The 15,720-nt window shown below is 61.2% G+C and carries 15 protein-coding genes, 3 tRNA genes and 2 pseudogenes; 11 read left to right on the plus strand and 9 right to left on the minus strand.

Going from position 1 to position 15,720, the window contains the following annotated elements; translation table 11 throughout:
- Nucleotides 1-108 precede the first annotated feature (108 nt).
- Complete coding sequence (locus tag AU381_RS02970) at nt 109-954, plus strand: SDR family NAD(P)-dependent oxidoreductase (protein WP_244520016.1); 846 nt, start codon at nt 109-111, stop codon at nt 952-954.
- Here AU381_RS02970 and AU381_RS02975 read toward each other — a convergent pair.
- From AU381_RS02975 to AU381_RS02985, 3 genes are all read right to left on the minus strand, one after another.
- The gene (locus AU381_RS02975) at nt 942-1,268 is read right to left on the minus strand and encodes an SMR family transporter (protein WP_064240333.1); all 327 of its coding nucleotides are present in this window, start codon (nt 1,266-1,268) and stop codon (nt 942-944) included. The two genes, AU381_RS02970 and AU381_RS02975, sit on opposite strands and share 13 nt — an antisense overlap.
- A complete protein-coding gene (locus tag AU381_RS02980) occupies nt 1,265-1,621 on the minus strand; it encodes an SMR family transporter (RefSeq protein ID WP_064240334.1) in 357 nt (118 codons plus the stop codon). The genes AU381_RS02975 and AU381_RS02980 overlap by 4 nt, the downstream gene beginning before the upstream one ends.
- 84 nt (nt 1,622-1,705) lie before the next feature.
- Nucleotides 1,706-1,780: transfer RNA gene (locus AU381_RS02985), tRNA-Asn, on the minus strand.
- A 141-nt stretch (nt 1,781-1,921) separates the two neighbouring features.
- Between AU381_RS02985 and AU381_RS02990 the strand changes: the two genes are divergently transcribed.
- Both AU381_RS02990 and AU381_RS02995 read left to right on the plus strand, forming a co-directional pair.
- Nucleotides 1,922-2,212 (plus strand): hypothetical protein, encoded by a 291-nt coding sequence (locus AU381_RS02990; protein WP_064240612.1) that lies wholly within the window; start codon nt 1,922-1,924, stop codon nt 2,210-2,212.
- Between the two features lie 213 nt (nt 2,213-2,425).
- Nucleotides 2,426-3,214 (plus strand): YrbL family protein, encoded by a 789-nt coding sequence (locus AU381_RS02995; RefSeq protein ID WP_064240335.1) that lies wholly within the window; start codon nt 2,426-2,428, stop codon nt 3,212-3,214.
- 108 nt (nt 3,215-3,322) lie between these two features.
- On the opposite strand, the gene AU381_RS30065 is transcribed toward AU381_RS02995, so the two are convergent.
- Nucleotides 3,323-3,565, minus strand: a complete 243-nt coding sequence (locus AU381_RS30065) for a hypothetical protein (RefSeq protein ID WP_064240336.1) — start codon at nt 3,563-3,565, stop codon at nt 3,323-3,325.
- A gap of 49 nt (nt 3,566-3,614) precedes the next feature.
- On the opposite strand from AU381_RS30065, the gene AU381_RS03005 reads away from it, so the two are divergent.
- Nucleotides 3,615-4,628 carry an acyltransferase family protein gene (locus tag AU381_RS03005; protein ID WP_064240337.1) on the plus strand — a complete coding sequence of 338 codons (1,014 nt, stop codon included), beginning with the start codon at nt 3,615-3,617 and terminating at the stop codon, nt 4,626-4,628.
- A gap of 1,033 nt (nt 4,629-5,661) precedes the next feature.
- Here the strand turns inward: AU381_RS03005 and AU381_RS31075 are convergent.
- The 4 genes and pseudogenes from AU381_RS31075 to AU381_RS03025 all read right to left on the minus strand — a co-directional run.
- Nucleotides 5,662-6,002 (minus strand): annotated as a pseudogene (locus AU381_RS31075) (site-specific integrase); the annotation flags it as partial.
- A gap of 81 nt (nt 6,003-6,083) precedes the next feature.
- Nucleotides 6,084-6,157: transfer RNA gene (locus AU381_RS03015), tRNA-Cys, on the minus strand.
- Nucleotides 6,158-6,421: 264 nt separating this feature from the next.
- A complete protein-coding gene (gene lexA, locus AU381_RS03020) occupies nt 6,422-7,135 on the minus strand; it encodes a transcriptional repressor LexA (RefSeq protein ID WP_064240339.1) in 714 nt (237 codons plus the stop codon).
- Nucleotides 7,136-7,874: 739 nt separating this feature from the next.
- Nucleotides 7,875-7,964 (minus strand) — tRNA-Ser (locus AU381_RS03025).
- Nucleotides 7,965-8,261: 297 nt separating this feature from the next.
- On the opposite strand from AU381_RS03025, the gene AU381_RS03030 reads away from it, so the two are divergent.
- The 4 genes from AU381_RS03030 (at nt 8,262) to AU381_RS03045 (ending at nt 12,303) form a co-directional block, all read left to right on the plus strand.
- Nucleotides 8,262-9,296, plus strand: a complete 1,035-nt coding sequence (locus AU381_RS03030) for a septal ring lytic transglycosylase RlpA family protein (protein ID WP_064240340.1) — start codon at nt 8,262-8,264, stop codon at nt 9,294-9,296.
- Between the two features lie 66 nt (nt 9,297-9,362).
- Nucleotides 9,363-10,517 carry a D-alanyl-D-alanine carboxypeptidase family protein gene (locus AU381_RS03035; RefSeq protein WP_064240341.1) on the plus strand — a complete coding sequence of 385 codons (1,155 nt, stop codon included), beginning with the start codon at nt 9,363-9,365 and terminating at the stop codon, nt 10,515-10,517.
- A 56-nt stretch (nt 10,518-10,573) separates the two neighbouring features.
- Nucleotides 10,574-11,275, plus strand: a complete 702-nt coding sequence (tmk, locus tag AU381_RS03040) for a dTMP kinase (RefSeq protein ID WP_064240613.1) — start codon at nt 10,574-10,576, stop codon at nt 11,273-11,275.
- The gene (locus tag AU381_RS03045; RefSeq protein WP_064240342.1) at nt 11,272-12,303 is read left to right on the plus strand and encodes a DNA polymerase III subunit delta'; all 1,032 of its coding nucleotides are present in this window, start codon (nt 11,272-11,274) and stop codon (nt 12,301-12,303) included. Before tmk ends, AU381_RS03045 begins: the two co-directional genes overlap by 4 nt.
- Here the strand turns inward: AU381_RS03045 and AU381_RS30660 are convergent.
- Nucleotides 12,298-12,387, minus strand: a pseudogene (locus AU381_RS30660) (pyrophosphatase); the annotation flags it as partial. The gene AU381_RS03045 and the pseudogene AU381_RS30660 sit on opposite strands and share 6 nt — an antisense overlap.
- A 100-nt stretch (nt 12,388-12,487) precedes the next feature.
- On the opposite strand from AU381_RS30660, the gene metG reads away from it, so the two are divergent.
- Genes metG through AU381_RS03060 form a run of 3 tightly spaced genes read left to right on the plus strand, consistent with a single transcriptional unit; the run spans nt 12,488 to nt 15,670 of the window.
- Nucleotides 12,488-14,038, plus strand: a complete 1,551-nt coding sequence (gene metG / locus AU381_RS03050) for a methionine--tRNA ligase (protein ID WP_064240343.1) — start codon at nt 12,488-12,490, stop codon at nt 14,036-14,038.
- Between the two features lie 14 nt (nt 14,039-14,052).
- On the plus strand, nt 14,053-14,832 hold the full coding sequence (locus AU381_RS03055; protein WP_064240344.1) for a TatD family hydrolase: 780 nt from the start codon (nt 14,053-14,055) through the stop codon (nt 14,830-14,832).
- A gap of 1 nt (nt 14,833) precedes the next feature.
- Complete coding sequence (locus AU381_RS03060) at nt 14,834-15,670, plus strand: MBL fold metallo-hydrolase (protein WP_064240345.1); 837 nt, start codon at nt 14,834-14,836, stop codon at nt 15,668-15,670.
- Nucleotides 15,671-15,720 lie beyond the last annotated feature (50 nt).

Consider the following 15,720-nt stretch of genomic DNA (forward strand, 5'->3'; position numbering starts at 1 on the left):
CGGGAAGCGGAGAATGGGCAGGATTTGCCGTCGGAGAGGCAACGGGTTCGGGCGTGCCGAGCCTTGCGGGAAGGGGAACCTTCCTGAACGACGTGCGAGGACGAGATGATGAATGCATTTACCGCCCGCCCCGAGCATGGATTGGCGTGGGTAACCGGGGCAAGTTCCGGCATAGGGCGCGCTCTTGCGCTGCGACTTGTGGAGGAAGGCTACGCGGTCGTCGTCACGGCGCGCAGCCATGAGAAGCTGGTCGCGCTTCACCATGAGGCCGAAGGGCCAGGCAAGATCATCGTGCTTGACGGAGATGTCACAGATCCGCGTGATATGGAGCGGTTGCTGACGGCGATCGAATACGAGCACGGCCGGGTGGCGCTCGCGATCCTCAATGCGGGCGTCGCGATCCCTGTGCGCGGCGACGACCTTCATCTTGAAGCATTCGACAGGAGCATCGCGGTCAATCTGCACGGCGTCGTCAATTGTCTCGTTCCGCTGGTCGAACATATGAGGGCGAACGGAGATGGGCAGATCGCCATCATGTCGTCGGTGGCGGGCTATGGCGGCCTGCCCATGGGCGCGGCCTACGGCGCTACCAAGGCGGCACTCATCAACATGACCGAAAGCCTGAAATTCGACCTTGACCGGATCGGCATCCGGCTTCAACTGATCTGTCCCGGCTTCGTCGAAACGCGCGGCGCGGTGAAGGGCAACTTTCCGCGTCCGGCCCTTGTCAGCGCCGACGAAGCGGCGGAGTGGATATGCCGGGGGCTGAAGTCGAGAAGCTTCGAGATCACCTTCCCGAAACGCTTCACCTACGCCGTCAAGCTATTGCGGCTTCTGCCTTACGGCGCGTATTTCGCGCTTCTCGACTGGCTCGTGTCCGGGCCGGGCCCGCATGGTGCGGCTCCGAAGCGCAAGCAGTCTCCGTCCGACAAGCGGCCGCGTCAGGCGGTATGAAGCACCAGCACTGCGCTGAAGACGAGCATGAGGCCGATCCAGCCGATCGGCTTCAGCTTATGTCCGAAGAAGAGCCGGCCGCAGATCGCCGTGCCGAAGATTCCGGTGCCGCCAAGTACGGCATAGGCGATCGCCAGTTCCATGCCCTTGATGGCTTCGGCGAGCAAGGCGAAGGCGGCGAGCACCAGTAGAATGGAAAGCACGCCCCAGCCGCGCTTTGCGAAACCGTTCGACTTCGTGGAAGCAAGATTGGCCGCGACGTCGAGAACGCCGGCCATGACCGCGAAGGCGAAGGAGACACCGGACGCACTCATGCTGTTGCTTGCTCCACGGTCTCCTGGTCCTGGGCCTTGCCGGCGTTGACGAGCAGTATGCCCACCACGGCCATCGAAAGGCCGAGCATCTCGCGGCCGCTCAGCACATGACCGAATATGACCACGGAGACGAGGGTGATGAGCGCGACGCCCGAACCCTCCCAGATCGCATAGGCGACGCCGACCGGGATAGTTTTCACGGCCCTTGCAAGGAACATGTAGGAGAGGGCGATCGAGGCATACATGACGGCGTGGCCGGTATAGACGCTCGATGTCGAGGCCGCCTTCATGACGGTGAGACCGACCACTTCGGTCGCAATCGCGAGCACCAGGAAAAGCCATGCCAAGCGCATGAGGAACCTTCATGAAAAATGGGTGAGGCCTTAGAAAATGAAAAGAGCCACTCGGGCACTCGCCGCGAATGGCTCTTTCGAAACTGGCTCCCCGGGCCGGATTCGAACCGGCGACCTATCGATTAACAGTCGAGTGCTCTACCGCTGAGCTACCAGGGAACATCTGCGCCGCAGAAGTGAGGCTGCTAATACAAATGCTTTGTCGATTTGCCAAGCGGTTTTTCAAAAAAAATCACGGGGGCAGGTTGCGGGCCTGTGGAGAAAGCACCAACTGTTGAGTGGTTGATTGAAAGAGGCATGATGACGAACGGCGGCAGGAAGAGGTATTTCGGCATCGATCCGCAAACGCGTCAAATCGTGCTCGGCAAATGGCGAATCCGGCTGCCCGAGTCGCCGGCCTTGCGCATTGCGATCGGCTCGCTTCTTGTTGTTTGTGGCTTGCTCGGTTTTCTGCCGGTCCTCGGCTTCTGGATGGTCCCTCTGGGCTTGCTCGTCCTCTCGCATGACATTCCTGCCGTGCGCCGCGCCCGCCGCAGGCTCGCCGTCTGGTGGGCCCGCCGACGTGGGACGGAGAATTCATCGGGCAAGTAGAGCGGGCATTCTCGCCGAGCGTGTCCTGGAGACGCGCATGGACCGAAACCAATCAGGTCGCCGGTGATGATCGCAACACTGCTCAACGCCGTGGCAAAACTGCAACTGCCGAATACTATGCACGGTAGAAGTAGGGCCATGAAGCACGCTGCTCTTGAACTCTTCCCCGGACACTGTTTCGTAATAAAACTGTCACAATCCGGGGAGCAAAGAATGTTCGACGACAAGATCGAACTTTCCGGTTGGCGCCAATGCGCCGCCGGCCATCAGCGCAGCGTCTTCGAGAATCGGCTCCATCCGAATTTACTCATCAAGGTTCTGAAGCCGGAATCCAGAGGAGCGAGCGGCACGCGCCGGTCGAGGCGAACATTTGCTTTCCTCCACCGGTTCAAGCGCTTCGGGGCCTATCGAACGTTTCGACGTGAAGTCGACGAATTCCTCGAGCAGGCGAGAAAGTTCTCCCTCGCGGACGGCATCGAGCTGCCAATACCGAGGATATTCGGCTTCGCCCATACCGATCACGGCCTGGGCCTGGTGGTGGAAAAGATAACGAGACGCGACGGGGAACTGGCGCCGACCCTTGCTCAGTTGGCGTTTTCGGGCCAGCTGACCGCTAGGCATCTCATGATGATCGACGAAATCTTTGAAAGGTTTCGCCGCTTGCACATCGTCATGATGGATGTAAATCCCGGCAATTTCGTCGTGACCGACCGCCGCGGTTGTGATGAACTCATCTGCGTCGATGGAACCGGCGAAAAGAGTTTTTTGCGCATTTTCGCTTTCAGTCGCCGCGCCAACGACGTGAAGCTCCAACGGATGCGCTCGAAACTGCTTATCAAGCTTGCAGGAATATTGGAACATCCCGCCGCGTTGCGCGGAGACAAAACTGTCCGCGCCGCGCTAGGACGCCACCCAAGTCAGGCAAGCCGGTATCTGCGCTTGACAAGCGCCTCGCCGAATTCCGCCCTCTTGGCCGTGATCTTGTCGAGCGTACCGGTTTGACTGCCTTACAAGATGACGGTCCGCGCGAGTCTTCGCTGGCTCCTGCAGGCAGCAGATATCGAGATCTGACCTTGCGTCGCACCTGGATAGTCCCTACTGCATGTTTCCCTAAATCGGGAACAGCCGAAGCTTGGACACGTCCCTTGCGGCGGTTCTGAGGGCAGGGGCACGAAGGTCGGAGACGCGCAAGCCGGTGAACATCTGGATCGCCAGATAGAGGATCGCCTTTCTGTGAGCGCGCTGACAGGTGCGAGGAACATAGATGCGCTGCTCCGCGTGGATCGAACATCCGGCACGAATAATGACACCTACATCGACGACGTGTCGCTGGTGCTTTACAGTCGCTAGCATAGGTGGCAGTCTCGATCGTCCGGTTGCATTGGGGTTGAGGGGGGCGTCGATGCAGTATAATCCCGCACTTGATGGACTCCGCGCTGTCGCCGTCATAGCCGTGGTGGCATTCCATTGTCGCTTGCCGTTGACGGGGGGCGGCTCCATCGGCGTCGATCTCTTCTTCGTATTGAGCGGCTATCTGATCACTTCGATCCTGCGCTCCGAGATAACGGAAACCGGAACCGTATCGCTCGCTCGCTTCTACTGGCGTCGCGCGCTCCGGCTCTGGCCGCCATTGTTGCTGATGCTCGCGGCTTATGTCGCCGTCGCTCCCACGCTGTTCCCGGCTCGCGACGCAATAATCGATACGGCAATCGCTGCCACTTACCTGACCGATTACGCCATGGCCTTCTGGCACGAGCCGTTGATGATCGGACACACCTGGTCCCTTTCCGTGGAAGAGCATTTCTATCTGCTGTGGCCACTCGTCATCCTGGCGACGCGCGCACTTTCGCAGCTGGCGCTCGCCCGATTTTTGATCGTGGCATTCGTGGCGGCAACGGCATGGCGCATTGCCGATTCGCTGATCTGGCAAGACTGGTATCGGACATACTACCGTTTCGACACGAGAATGAGCGGGCTGATGCTTGGCGGGCTGATCGCGGTTATGCCGTGGCGACCGAAACCGGAAACGGCGGCGATGATAGGCAGGCTTGCCGCGTATGTCCTCATCATCGGTCTTCTGATGGCCCCCTTCAGGTCTCCTGCATTCATCGGCTGGGGCGGTATGGTCGTCGATCTCGCGGCAGGCGGGCTGATCCTGTCGGTGTTTTCCGCCGAAGCAACAAAGTTGCACCGTTTTTTGACGCTGCGTCCGCTCGTCTATCTCGGCGTAATCTCGTACAGCGTCTATCTCTGGCATTACCCTATGGCGCGGCTCCTCAGATACGATCTTCCTTCCGGCGTCGCTTTCCTTCTCGTCGCCGGCTGCTCGATCGCCGTTGCGGCATTGTCCTATGAGCTTGTCGAAAAACCGCTGAAGTCCATGCGCCGCCGCATCGCGCCGGAGGGCGCGATCTAAACCTCACCGAGGACTTCCCATGCAAATCGCTGAACTGAAGCGCCGCGCGCCGGCCGCGAAGCATACGATCCGGTCCGGACTGATGCAGACCTGACCGGTAGCGGAGGCCGCGGGCATCGTGACGCCGCTCCGGATCTGCCATTTCCTCTCGCAGTGCTTTGTCGCGAGGAAGGGTTTAGGAGGATCTCTCCTATCCGGCGAGGCGGCTCTACCAAGTTTGGCCGAAGCGCTTTCCGACAATCGAGAGCGCAGTTCCTATGAGCGCAATCCGGAGGCGTTTGCAAACAATGTCTGGCGGCCGGAAGGCAACACCGAGCCGGGCGACGGCTGCAAGTTCAGCGGGCTAGAGTCGGAAGCAGATCACCGGCAAGGACAATCACCGCGAATCTGGTAGGGCGCTTGGCAGCGGCGCGATTCTATCCGACGGTCAGGGCGTGCGCGGCGATCTGGTATGGCAGATGGCCGGCGGCAACAGCTTCGAACCGATGCCGGCGAGCGACGGCCCGAGGATCGCCGCCCTGCCGGTATTGCTCGAGGCTTGCCGCCGATCTCGGCCACCTCGCCTTCGCCCCAGATCGCCCTAGTGAGACGGCGGATCGTTCTGGTCGGTGAAGCGTACGAAGCGGCGTCAAGAGCGGCCGCGCGATCTCAGAGGCTTCAGCGTTTCGATCACGCGTCCCGGGCTGGGCGCATTCCCATCGTTGATCGCGTGCCGCTCATCCGCGAATTCATTGCCGGCCGCGTCAAGCGCGAGTCTGCGAAAGCCGCGCAGCAATAATCCCCTCCGATCAAAAGCCGAAAAGCATGTCGCGCAGCGCGACGGCAGTGACGGCGGCGATCAACGGGACTGCAATGATGATGACGGCTTCGAGCATTTCCGCTTCTCCTCCGGTCTCGGGATGGCCAGTCTTTTCGGTGGATGCCCGGCCACGTTCGTTGCAACGATGGCGAGCATCTTGGCAGATATTCCCTGCTCGTACGTTAATGGCGGGAGGCGAAGGCTGGGCGAGACTAGGTGATCACTTTGCCGCCGTCAGCTGCGCCAGTCGAACATGATGGCCTCGAGGAACTTCTGCCGACGCCTCATCCGGGACCATCGCCATAGCCTGGTCGGCGCCGAATTCGTGCCCCATCAGGTCTGCCTGCATGCGGTCGGCGCGACCCGCGTTCACAATGCGGTCATTGGAAGCTGTGCTGCAACGAGTAGTTCGTATGCTCATCGGAGGGCATCAGGCCGTTGTTGCGCATGACCTTGTTAATCAGCGCCGAGGCTGAATCCGACTTGTCCTGGTATTTCTCGAAGCCCCTCGGCCGCTGGCATATCGCCCAGCGCGAGACTCCGACCAGCGGCACGCGACGAATCGAATAGGATGAACCGGGAACGTTCTGCCACACCTGGCCAAAAGCTGTGGCAATAGGGGGAAATTCCACGCCTGAATTCGCTAAGTGTGGCAATGGAGGCCTCGCCCGGAATTGAACCGGGGTACAAGGATTTGCAGTCCTCTGCGTCACCACTCCGCCACGAGGCCTCTCATGCTCGGAAAATCGAGCGATGGCGGGCGTTTAAAACGAATCCATGTGGAGCGCAAGAGGGAGAGGTCTAAAAAGGACGTCCGCGAATAGCTTTGAACAGCCTACGATACCGTTTGGTGTCGGTGCCTTGGTCCGAAGGCCCGCTTGGCCGCTGAAAGACCGCGCCACTCCTAGGACGCGAGCGTTCCTACGGCTAACAAGGAATATAGTTCGACGGCGACCTTCTCTTCGGCAGTCGGAAGAGATAATGCGAGCCGCGTCTAATGATAACGCCGGATCAGGCCGACGAGCTTGCCCTGAATCTTCACCCGGTCGGGTCCGAATATCCGCGTTTCGTAAGCCGGATTCGCGGCCTCCAGCGCGATCGATGCACCCTTGCGACGGAAGCGTTTCAACGTAGCCTCCTCATCGTCGATTAGGGCCACGACTATGTCTCCCGGACTGGCGGTGCTCGCATTTCGGATGATCACCGTATCGCCATCGAGAATGCCCGCCTCGATCATCGAATCGCCCTTGATTTCGAGCGCATAGTGCTCGCCGCTGCCGATCATCTCCACCGGCACGGAGATTTCGTGCGTATTGTTCTGGATGGCCGAGATCGGCACGCCCGCGGCGATCCGCCCCATGACCGGCACCGTCATGGATGTGTTCTCGACCGGTGGCGTCGCCGCTGGCTTCGGCGCAGCCGGGGGCTTGCCCAGGCTGCCCTCGATGACACTCGGCGAGAAGCCGCGTCGCGGCTGGGAAACGCCCGAATAGGCTTCCGGCAGCTTGATGACTTCAAGCGCACGGGCCCGATTGGGAAGCCGGCGAATGAAGCCACGCTCCTCGAGCGCCGTGATCAACCGGTGGATGCCGGACTTCGACGCGAGATCGAGCGCATCTTTCATCTCGTCGAAGGACGGCGGGACCCCGGATTCCTTCATCCGTTCATGGATGAACAGAAGCAATTCCTGTTGCTTGCGGGTCAGCATGCGCGTCACTCCAGAATCGCGAAACAAATCAAGAACAGAAACTATCCGTTCCATATGTGTTCCGCAAGCATTTAATATTCGGTGAATTCCGGTCGCGCGCCGAAGTCCGCCTCGGCTGCAGTGGGACGCAACTGAATAGATTCGCCGTAAAGGGAGCGTGCGCTGTGCCGTCCGCGCAGCGTCGCACATCCGGCGAACGTCCTGCTCGCCCCGGCGGAGTTTGCTTGCTGGCCTGACGAGCGCTCCTAGTAGGCGAGGCGCAGCCCGCCGGGACTAAGAACGTCGAAGTCGGGTTCAGGATAGGGGCCGTACCACTGGGTGTAGGTTGTGTTGCCCGTCGCGCCCGTCGTGGCACATCCTGAAAGCGTGAGAAGCGAAATTAAAGTGGCGGCGATCAGAGATTTCAGAGGCATGATGTTCCCCACTTGCGGGAGTTGCCGGTAGCAATGATGCCAGGAGCTAAGTCTCTCTCAAATCACGCACTTTGGCAAGCGAGAGCCCAGCTGAGAAGCTGCCTTCGCTTCGTGTGAAACACCGAGCCCTCAGCGCTCCGGCTTCGGCCGACGTCCCTGCTTTTTCCGAATGAGAGATCACGGCAGGTCAGCCGCGAATGCAGTTTCTGGTCGTATTCCGAACGAAGGGCGCAGCAAGGCCCCCAAGTGCGTCTCTTTGCACAAGATTGGCACCCATGTCTCCGGAACGATCTGTCACCTATGTCTCCGGGTCGGACAAAGTTCAGTGGCGGAGGAGGTGGGATTCGAACCCACGGTGCGCTTTCACGCACGCCGGTTTTCAAGACCGGTGCCTTAAACCGCTCGGCCACTCCTCCGGGCAGCGCGTTATTGCCCGAAGCATGGGGCCTTTGCAAGATTTAGCATGCGCGGCGCCATGATTTTGTTGGAGTGAGCGGGCGAGGGCATTCCCGCGCCCCGGCTTTGTCGCTTCCGAAATTTACCATTCATAAACCATGACGCGAGATTTCCGTCGCTCCTTCGCCATCTGGTTCGCAATTTCGCCTTGTTGTTGTCATGATCTCTCGATTGTTCCGTTTCGGAACGGCGAAATGTCCGCGGGGGCTAGAGCGGATAGTTTCGAGTGCGGCATTGCGAATGATCTAGTGGGACAGATGACATCCGATAGAAAAGCGGCATTCCTTGCGAGCGGAATTAGGCTCGCTGCAGTTCCGTTGCTGTGCGCGGCGCTTGCCGCCTGCGGATCGACGACAGCCAGTGTCAAGAAGAGCAAGTCGCGAAGCAAGGAATACTTCGCCGAATCCGTCTATGGCGTCAAAGCCAGCCCGCGGGTCGCCACCGGACGCAATATTCCAAAGGGCGGCGGCCGCTATCAGGTGGGCAAGGCCTATCAGGTCAAGGGCAAATGGTATCAGCCGAAAGAGGATTTCGGTTACAACAAGACCGGAGTGGCGTCGTGGTATGGGTCGGCCTTTCACGGTCGCCTCACGGCAAACGGCGAAGTCTACGACAAGTATCACCTGTCGGCCGCGCACCCGACCTTTCCGCTCCCGAGCTATGCACGCGTCACAAATATCGAGAACGGCACCTCGGTCATCGTCCGCGTCAACGATCGCGGTCCCTATGAATATGGCCGGATCATCGATGTGTCCTCGAAGACGGCGGACATGCTGGACATCAAGCGCAAGGGGAGTGCCAAGGTTCGGGTCCAATATGTCGGCCGGGCTCCGCTCGAGGGCAACGACATGCCCTATCTCATGGCGTCCTACATCACCAAAGGCGATCGCAGCCCGGGCGTGATGCCGGAGGGGCAGATTGCGACGGGCGTCATGGTCGCGTCGAACGAGCCGCTGCGCAATCAGGTGCAGGACCTTGGGACCGTAACGGTGCCAGCCAAATCGATGCTCGACACGGGCGTCCCGGTAAATGCCCTTGCTGCGCCGGCGCAAGCCTTCCCGACGCCGCGCGCCATGACCGAATTCGTGCTGCTGCCGGAGATCGGGCCCATTCCGACCGAGCGGCCTGAACTGATTCCGCTGCCGGACGGCAACATGGCCTATGCCGCTGCCTACGTGGAAGTGCGGGTCAGCGACAGGGCCTCGCCCTTCGAAGCGATCATGGTTGATTCCAATCCGCTCACGCCGGAATCGATCCTTGCCTATGCAAAGCGGCAGCAGGGCGCCATTTGATCCTATCGACGCCGGTTGAACGGGGGTTTCTGCACTGCTATGCCCGTGTAGACACCGGAGTTTCACATGCGCATGAAGTGGTTCGCGATCGTGGGCATCCTGGCGGCGATCGCTCAGGGGCAGGCGGCGGCGCAAACGCCGGCCTTCGATACGAAGGCGAAGCAAATCTATCTCATCGATGCCGAAACCGGGACCGTTCTCTTTGCGCGCGGCGAAAATGAGCCCGTACCGCCCGCCTCGCTTGCCAAGCTGATGGCGATGGAAGTGGTCTTCGAGGCGCTGGAGAAAGGCGAACTGACCCCGGAGACCACCTTCGCGGTTTCTGAACATGCCTGGCGAACGGGCGGTGCGCCCTCCGGCACGGCCACGATGTTCGCGGCGATCAAATCCCAGATCCGCGTTGCAGACCTCATTCAAGGTGCGATCGTCCAGTTGGCGAACGACGCCTGCATCGTTCTCGCCGAAGGCCTGGCTGGCAGCGAGGCGGCCTTCGCCGATCGCATGACGGCACGGGCCCGCGAGCTTGGCTTGCCCGTTGCAACTTTCAAAAACGCAACGGGCCTTCCGGATCCGGGAAACAGGGTCACGATGCGCGAGCTTGTCGCGCTATCGCGTCATCTGCGTGAGGCGCATCCAGAATTCTATCGCCTCTACGCGCAGCCGGAGTTCGAGTGGAACAAGATCCTGCAGCGCAACAAGAACCCGCTGATTGCCGCCAATGTCGGTGTTGACGGGTTGGCAACCGGGTTTGCGGAGGGCTTCGGCTTCTCGCTTGCCGCCTCCATGCAGCGCGGCGATCGTCGGGTCTATCTGGCGATGGGAGGCCTCGAAACCGACAAGGAGCGGACCGAGGAAAGCCGTCGCGTGCTCGACTGGGCGATGACGAACTTCGAGAAAAGGCGCATCTTCGCCGATGGCGAAACGATCGGCGAAGCGAGCGTCTACGGCGGCGCCGCCTCTCGTGTGTCGCTGGTCGCAGGCAGCCCGGTCGACGTGCTGCTTCCGGTCAACAATCCGGAACGGCTGACGGCGAGGATCGTCTACAAATGGCCGCTGACGGCGCCGGTGGCGGCCGGTCAGCAAGTGGGCGTCGTCAAGCTCTGGAACGGCGACAAGCTTTTGAGGGAAGTGCCGGTCAAGACGGCCGGGGCGGTCGGCTCCGGTACGCTTACCAGCCGGGCGCTCGATGCCCTGCAGGAACTTCTGTTCTTCTGGCTGTGACAAATGCGGCGCTTGGCGGTTCCTTCCGCCAGACCAATCGGCTAAACAGAACCGATATGCACGCCGATCTGGAAGAACTTGTGTCGCTGGCAAAGGGTTTGTTCGTAACATTCGAGGGTGGAGAAGGGGCGGGAAAGTCGACCCAGATGCGCCTTCTTGCCGATTCGCTCAGCGCCCGAGGCTATGACGTGCTGACCACCCGTGAGCCGGGAGGTTCCATAGGCGCGGAGGCGGTTCGGCATGTCTTGCTGTCAGGCGCGGCGGAACCCTTCGGCGTCCGCATGGAGGCGATTCTGTTCGCGGCGGCGCGCAGCGACCATGTCGAGGAAGTGATCCGTCCCGCCTTGCAGCAAGGGCGGATCGTTCTCTGCGATCGCTTCCTGGATTCCTCCCGCGTCTACCAGGGCGTCACCGGTAATCTTGAGCCGGGATTCGTCGAAACGCTCGAGCGCGTCTCCGTCAACGGCGTCATTCCCGATCGAACGATCATCTTCGACCTGCCTGCAGAGGTCGGGCTCGAACGCGCCCGCCGCCGCTCTGCCAATGAGGGACCCGATCGCTTCGAGAAGGAGCAACTGGAGACGCACGAGAAACGCCGCGAGGCCTTCCTCGATATTGCCGAGGCCGATCCCGAGCGTTGCCGTGTCGTCGACGCCACCCGCCCGCCGGAGGTGATTGCGGCAGAAGTGCTGAGGCTTGTGGAAGCGCTGCTGCCGGGCGGCGAGCCTCAATCGTCCCGGGTGGAAGCGGCGTCATGACGATGGAACGTCCAGGCGTGCTGGAGGGAGCCGTCGCTCCCGTGGAAAACAACAAGCTCTTCGGCCATCGTGAAGCAGAGGCCTTTCTGGCCCAGAGCTACAGGTCGGGCAAAGGCCATCATGCGATTCTCATCGAAGGTCCGGAGGGCATCGGCAAGGCGACGCTCGCCTTCCGATTCGCCAATCATGTGCTCAGCCATCCGGAGCCCGCGCAGGCGCCGGAGCACCTCGTCGATCCCGATCCGACTTCGATTGTGACCCGCCAGCTTGCCTCCGGCGCATCGCACAACCTGTTGCATCTCACCCGCCCCGTGGACGAGAAGACGGGCAGGGCGAAGGGCGCAATCACGGTGGATGAGGTCCGGCGCGCCGGGAAATTCTTCGGGCAGACGTCGGGAACGGGGAACTGGCGCATCGTCATCATCGATCCTGCCGACGACCTCAACCGCAATGCGGCCAACGCCATCCTGAAGATTCTGGAGGAGCCGCCGCGCCGCTCGCTGTTCCTCGTGCTGACGCACGCGCCGGGAAAACTGCTGCCGACGATCCGCTCGCGCTGCCTGCCGCTGCGGCTGAAGCCGCTGGAGCCGGAGCCCATGCGCCTGGCGCTCGCCCATCTGGGATTCGACCTGACCGGCCCAAATGCCGAGGGGATCGTTGCGGCGGCAAGCGGCAGCGTTTCGGAGGCGCTGAAGCTGATCAACTACGGCGGCCTCGATATCGCCGCCGCCTTCGAGGACGTCCTTGCGGGGCAGGGGCCGGCCATCCGCAAGCAGATACACAAACTCGCCGATATCCTCTCGACGAAGGATAGCGAGACGATCTACGACTTCTTCTCGTCGCTGCTTGCGGGGCGTGTGATGCGGCTGGCGCGCGAGGCCGCCATTGCCGGCGATATCGTCCGAGCCGAGCGCTTCGCAAGGCTCTCCAGCAGCTTCGCCGAGCGCCTGACCTTGAGCGAGGCGTACAATCTCGATCGCAAGCAGACGATCCTGTCGCTGCTCGACGATCTGAAGGATGCCTTATAAGCCTGGCCTGAATTTCCACTTCCGCTCGATCGCCGCGGCAAGGTCGATCTTGCTGTTGTGGGCGAACAGCAGGACATGACCTACAGCCTCAGTCGGGCTTTTTCTGAGGGTGGCGGTTCCCTACCTAAAGGCGATGCGCTAATAGCTGCCGTAGTTTCCGATCCGAGGTAAATCGAAGCCCGCCATGAGAGACACGTCCCCGTTCTATATCACCACCGCGATTTCCTACCCCAACGGCAAGCCGCATATCGGCCATGCCTATGAGTTGATCGCGACGGATGCGATGGCGCGCTATCAGAGGCTGGACGGGCGTGAGGTCTTCTTCCTGACCGGTACGGACGAACACGGCCAGAAGATGCAGCAGACGGCGAGGAAGGAAGGCATCTCGCCGCAGGAGCTTGCCGACCGCAACTCGGCCGAGTTCGAAAAGATGGCCGAGGTGCTTAACGCGTCGAACGACGATTTCATTCGCACGACCGAGAAGCGCCACCACGAGGCGTCGCAGGCGATCTGGATCCGCATGGGCGAGGCGGGCGATCTGTACAAGGACTCCTATGCCGGCTGGTATTCCGTTCGCGACGAGGCCTACTACCAGGAAAACGAAACGGAACTGCGCGACGACAGCGTGCGCTACGGGCCGCAGGGAACGCCGGTAGAGTGGGTGGAGGAGGAAAGCTACTTCTTCCGACTGTCGGCCTATCAGGACAAGCTCCTGAAGCACTACGAGGACAACCCGGACTTCATCGGGCCGGCCGAGCGGCGAAATGAGGTGATCTCCTTCGTGAAGTCCGGCCTGAAGGATCTGTCGGTGTCGCGCACGACGTTCGACTGGGGCATCCGAGTTCCAAACGATCCTGCCCACGTCATGTATGTCTGGGTGGACGCCCTGACGAACTATCTCACCGCAACGGGCTATCTGACGGATCCCTCAGGCCCGCGGGCAAAGTTCTGGCCGGCGAATATCCACATCATCGGCAAGGACATCATCCGCTTCCATGCCGTCTATTGGCCCGCCTTCCTGATGTCGGCCGGCCTGCCGCTGCCGAAGCGCGTCTTCGCTCACGGCTTCCTGCTCAACAAGGGCGAGAAGATGTCGAAGTCGCTCGGCAACGTGGTTGACCCGTTTAACCTCGTCGAGCATTTCGGCCTGGATCAAATCCGCTATTTCTTCCTGCGTGAAGTCTCCTTCGGCCAGGACGGCAGTTATAGCGAGGAGGGGATCGCGACCCGGATCAATTCCGACCTCGCGAACGGGATCGGCAATCTCGCCAGCCGCTCGCTGTCGATGATCGTCAAGAACTGCGACGGCCAGATTCCGGCATGCGGACCGCTGACGGAAGAGGACAGGGCGATGCTCGCCGCCGCCGACGCGCTCCTCGAGACGACGCGCGAGGAAATGGGCAAGCAGCTCATCCACCGCGCTCTCGCTGCCATCATCGCCGTCGTTTCAGAGACGGACCGCTATTTCGCCGGCCAGGAGCCGTGGGCGTTGAAGAAGACCGATCCGGAACGCATGGCGACCGTGCTTTATGTGACGGCGGAGGTCGTGCGCCAGATCGCGATCCTGCTGCAGCCCTTCATGCCAGAATCGGCCGGCAAGCTGTTGGATCTGGTGGCGGTCCCCGCAGAAGAACGCAATTTCGCCGATCTCGGCGAGGCAGGCCGCCTTGTGCCCGGGACGCCGCTCGAGGCGCCGAAACCGGTCTTCCCGCGTTACGTTGCGCCGGAAGCGTAAGCGAGAGCAAACTGATGCTGATCGACACGCACTGCCATCTGGATTTTCCGGACTTCGACGCCGAGCGCGATGCGATCATCGAGCGCGCCCGGCAGGCCGGCGTGACCCAGATGGTGACAATCTCGACCCGCGTGAAGCGCTTCGAGACCATTTTGGCGATTGCCGAGAAATATGAAAACGTCTTCTGCTCGGTCGGCACCCATCCCCACAACGCCGACGAAGAGCTGGACATCACGACGGAGGATCTCGTCCGCCTTTCGACGCATCCCAAGGTGGTCGCGATCGGCGAGGCGGGGCTCGACTATTTCTACGACAACGCGCCGCGCGAGGCCCAGGCGGAAGGCTTGCGCCGCCACATAGCGGCGGCGCGCGAAACCGGCTTGCCGCTCGTCATCCACAGCCGCTCGGCGGACGAGGACATGGCCGCGATCCTGACGGAAGAAGCCGGGAAGGGCGCCTTCCCGTTCCTCCTCCATTGCTTTTCATCGGGAGCCGAACTGGCGCGGATCGGTGTCGAGCTCGGGGGCTATGTCTCCTTTTCCGGAATTCTCACCTTTCCGAAGTCGCAGGAACTGAGGGATATCGCCAAGACGGTTCGCCACGATCGCTTGATTGTAGAGACGGACGCGCCCTATCTGGCACCAAAGCCCTTCCGCGGCAAGCGCAACGAGCCGGCCTATGTTGCGCACACCGCCGACGTGCTCGCCGAGACAATCGGTGTGTCGAAGGAGGAAATTGCGGAGATCACGACGGAAAACGCCTGGCGCGTCTTCTCCAAGATGCCGAGGCTTTGACATGGCGTTCCGGCGGGTCTTCACCATCCTGGGCTGCGGCTCTTCGCCCGGGGTGCCGCGCATCACCGGCGACTGGGGTGCCTGCGATCCGTCAAATCCGCGCAATCGGCGATTGAGGGCCGCACTGCTCGTGGAGCAAATTGCGCCGGGCGGCGGCAAGACGACCGTGGTCATCGACACGGGGCCCGATTTTCGCATTCAGATGGTGGCAGCCAGTGTTCGTCACATCGACGCCGTGTTTTACAGCCACGCCCATGCGGACCATCTGCACGGAATCGACGATCTGCGCGGCTTCGTCATCGAAAATCGAAAGCGCGTGCCAATCTGGGCTGACGCCTTCACCATGGGGCGAATTCGCGAGGGGTTCCGGTACTGCATGGAATCGCCGCCCGGAAGCGGATACCCGCCGATCGTCGATCCGCACGTCATCCCGGAGGATCTTCCGCCGGTCGTCATCCAAGGCGCCGGCGGGCCGGTCGCATTCCAGCCGTTGATGCAGTTCCACGGCAATATCCATTCGCTGGGCTTCCGCATCGGCAACGTTGCTTATTGCAGCGACGTCAGTGACTTTCCGGCCGATACCGTCGGCAAACTCAAGGGCCTCGATCTGCTTGTTCTTGACACGTTGCAATACAGGTTTCACCCGAGCCATCTGTCACTGGTGCAGTCGCTCGGCTGGATCGAACGGCTGCAGCCGAAACGCGCCGTATTGACGCATATGCATGTGCCGCTCGATTACAATGTCGTGCGCGACGAGACGCCGGATCATGTCGAACCGGCTTACGACATGATGCGGCTGGAGTTCGAGATCGATATGCCGGCGGCGGAAGAGGCGTAAAGTCGGCTGCTAGAATATGCCTGCAAGCCATTGATTCAAGCTATTATCTT

This window comes from Sinorhizobium glycinis, assembly GCF_001651865.1.
Lineage (GTDB): Bacteria > Pseudomonadota > Alphaproteobacteria > Rhizobiales > Rhizobiaceae > Sinorhizobium > Sinorhizobium glycinis.

Coding starts and splice junctions, on each gene's coding strand:
- AU381_RS02970 (WP_244520016.1), top strand. CDS start 109: ATGAATGCATTTACCGCCCGCCCCGAGCATGGATTGGCGTGGGTAACC.
- AU381_RS02975 (WP_064240333.1), bottom strand. CDS start 1,268: ATGAGTGCGTCCGGTGTCTCCTTCGCCTTCGCGGTCATGGCCGGCGTT.
- AU381_RS02980 (WP_064240334.1), bottom strand. CDS start 1,621: ATGCGCTTGGCATGGCTTTTCCTGGTGCTCGCGATTGCGACCGAAGTG.
- AU381_RS02990 (WP_064240612.1), top strand. CDS start 1,922: ATGACGAACGGCGGCAGGAAGAGGTATTTCGGCATCGATCCGCAAACG.
- AU381_RS02995 (WP_064240335.1), top strand. CDS start 2,426: ATGTTCGACGACAAGATCGAACTTTCCGGTTGGCGCCAATGCGCCGCC.
- AU381_RS30065 (WP_064240336.1), bottom strand. CDS start 3,565: ATGCTAGCGACTGTAAAGCACCAGCGACACGTCGTCGATGTAGGTGTC.
- AU381_RS03005 (WP_064240337.1), top strand. CDS start 3,615: ATGCAGTATAATCCCGCACTTGATGGACTCCGCGCTGTCGCCGTCATA.
- lexA (WP_064240339.1), bottom strand. CDS start 7,135: ATGCTGACCCGCAAGCAACAGGAATTGCTTCTGTTCATCCATGAACGG.
- AU381_RS03030 (WP_064240340.1), top strand. CDS start 8,262: ATGACATCCGATAGAAAAGCGGCATTCCTTGCGAGCGGAATTAGGCTC.
- AU381_RS03035 (WP_064240341.1), top strand. CDS start 9,363: ATGCGCATGAAGTGGTTCGCGATCGTGGGCATCCTGGCGGCGATCGCT.
- tmk (WP_064240613.1), top strand. CDS start 10,574: ATGCACGCCGATCTGGAAGAACTTGTGTCGCTGGCAAAGGGTTTGTTC.
- AU381_RS03045 (WP_064240342.1), top strand. CDS start 11,272: ATGACGATGGAACGTCCAGGCGTGCTGGAGGGAGCCGTCGCTCCCGTG.
- metG (WP_064240343.1), top strand. CDS start 12,488: ATGAGAGACACGTCCCCGTTCTATATCACCACCGCGATTTCCTACCCC.
- AU381_RS03055 (WP_064240344.1), top strand. CDS start 14,053: ATGCTGATCGACACGCACTGCCATCTGGATTTTCCGGACTTCGACGCC.
- AU381_RS03060 (WP_064240345.1), top strand. CDS start 14,834: ATGGCGTTCCGGCGGGTCTTCACCATCCTGGGCTGCGGCTCTTCGCCC.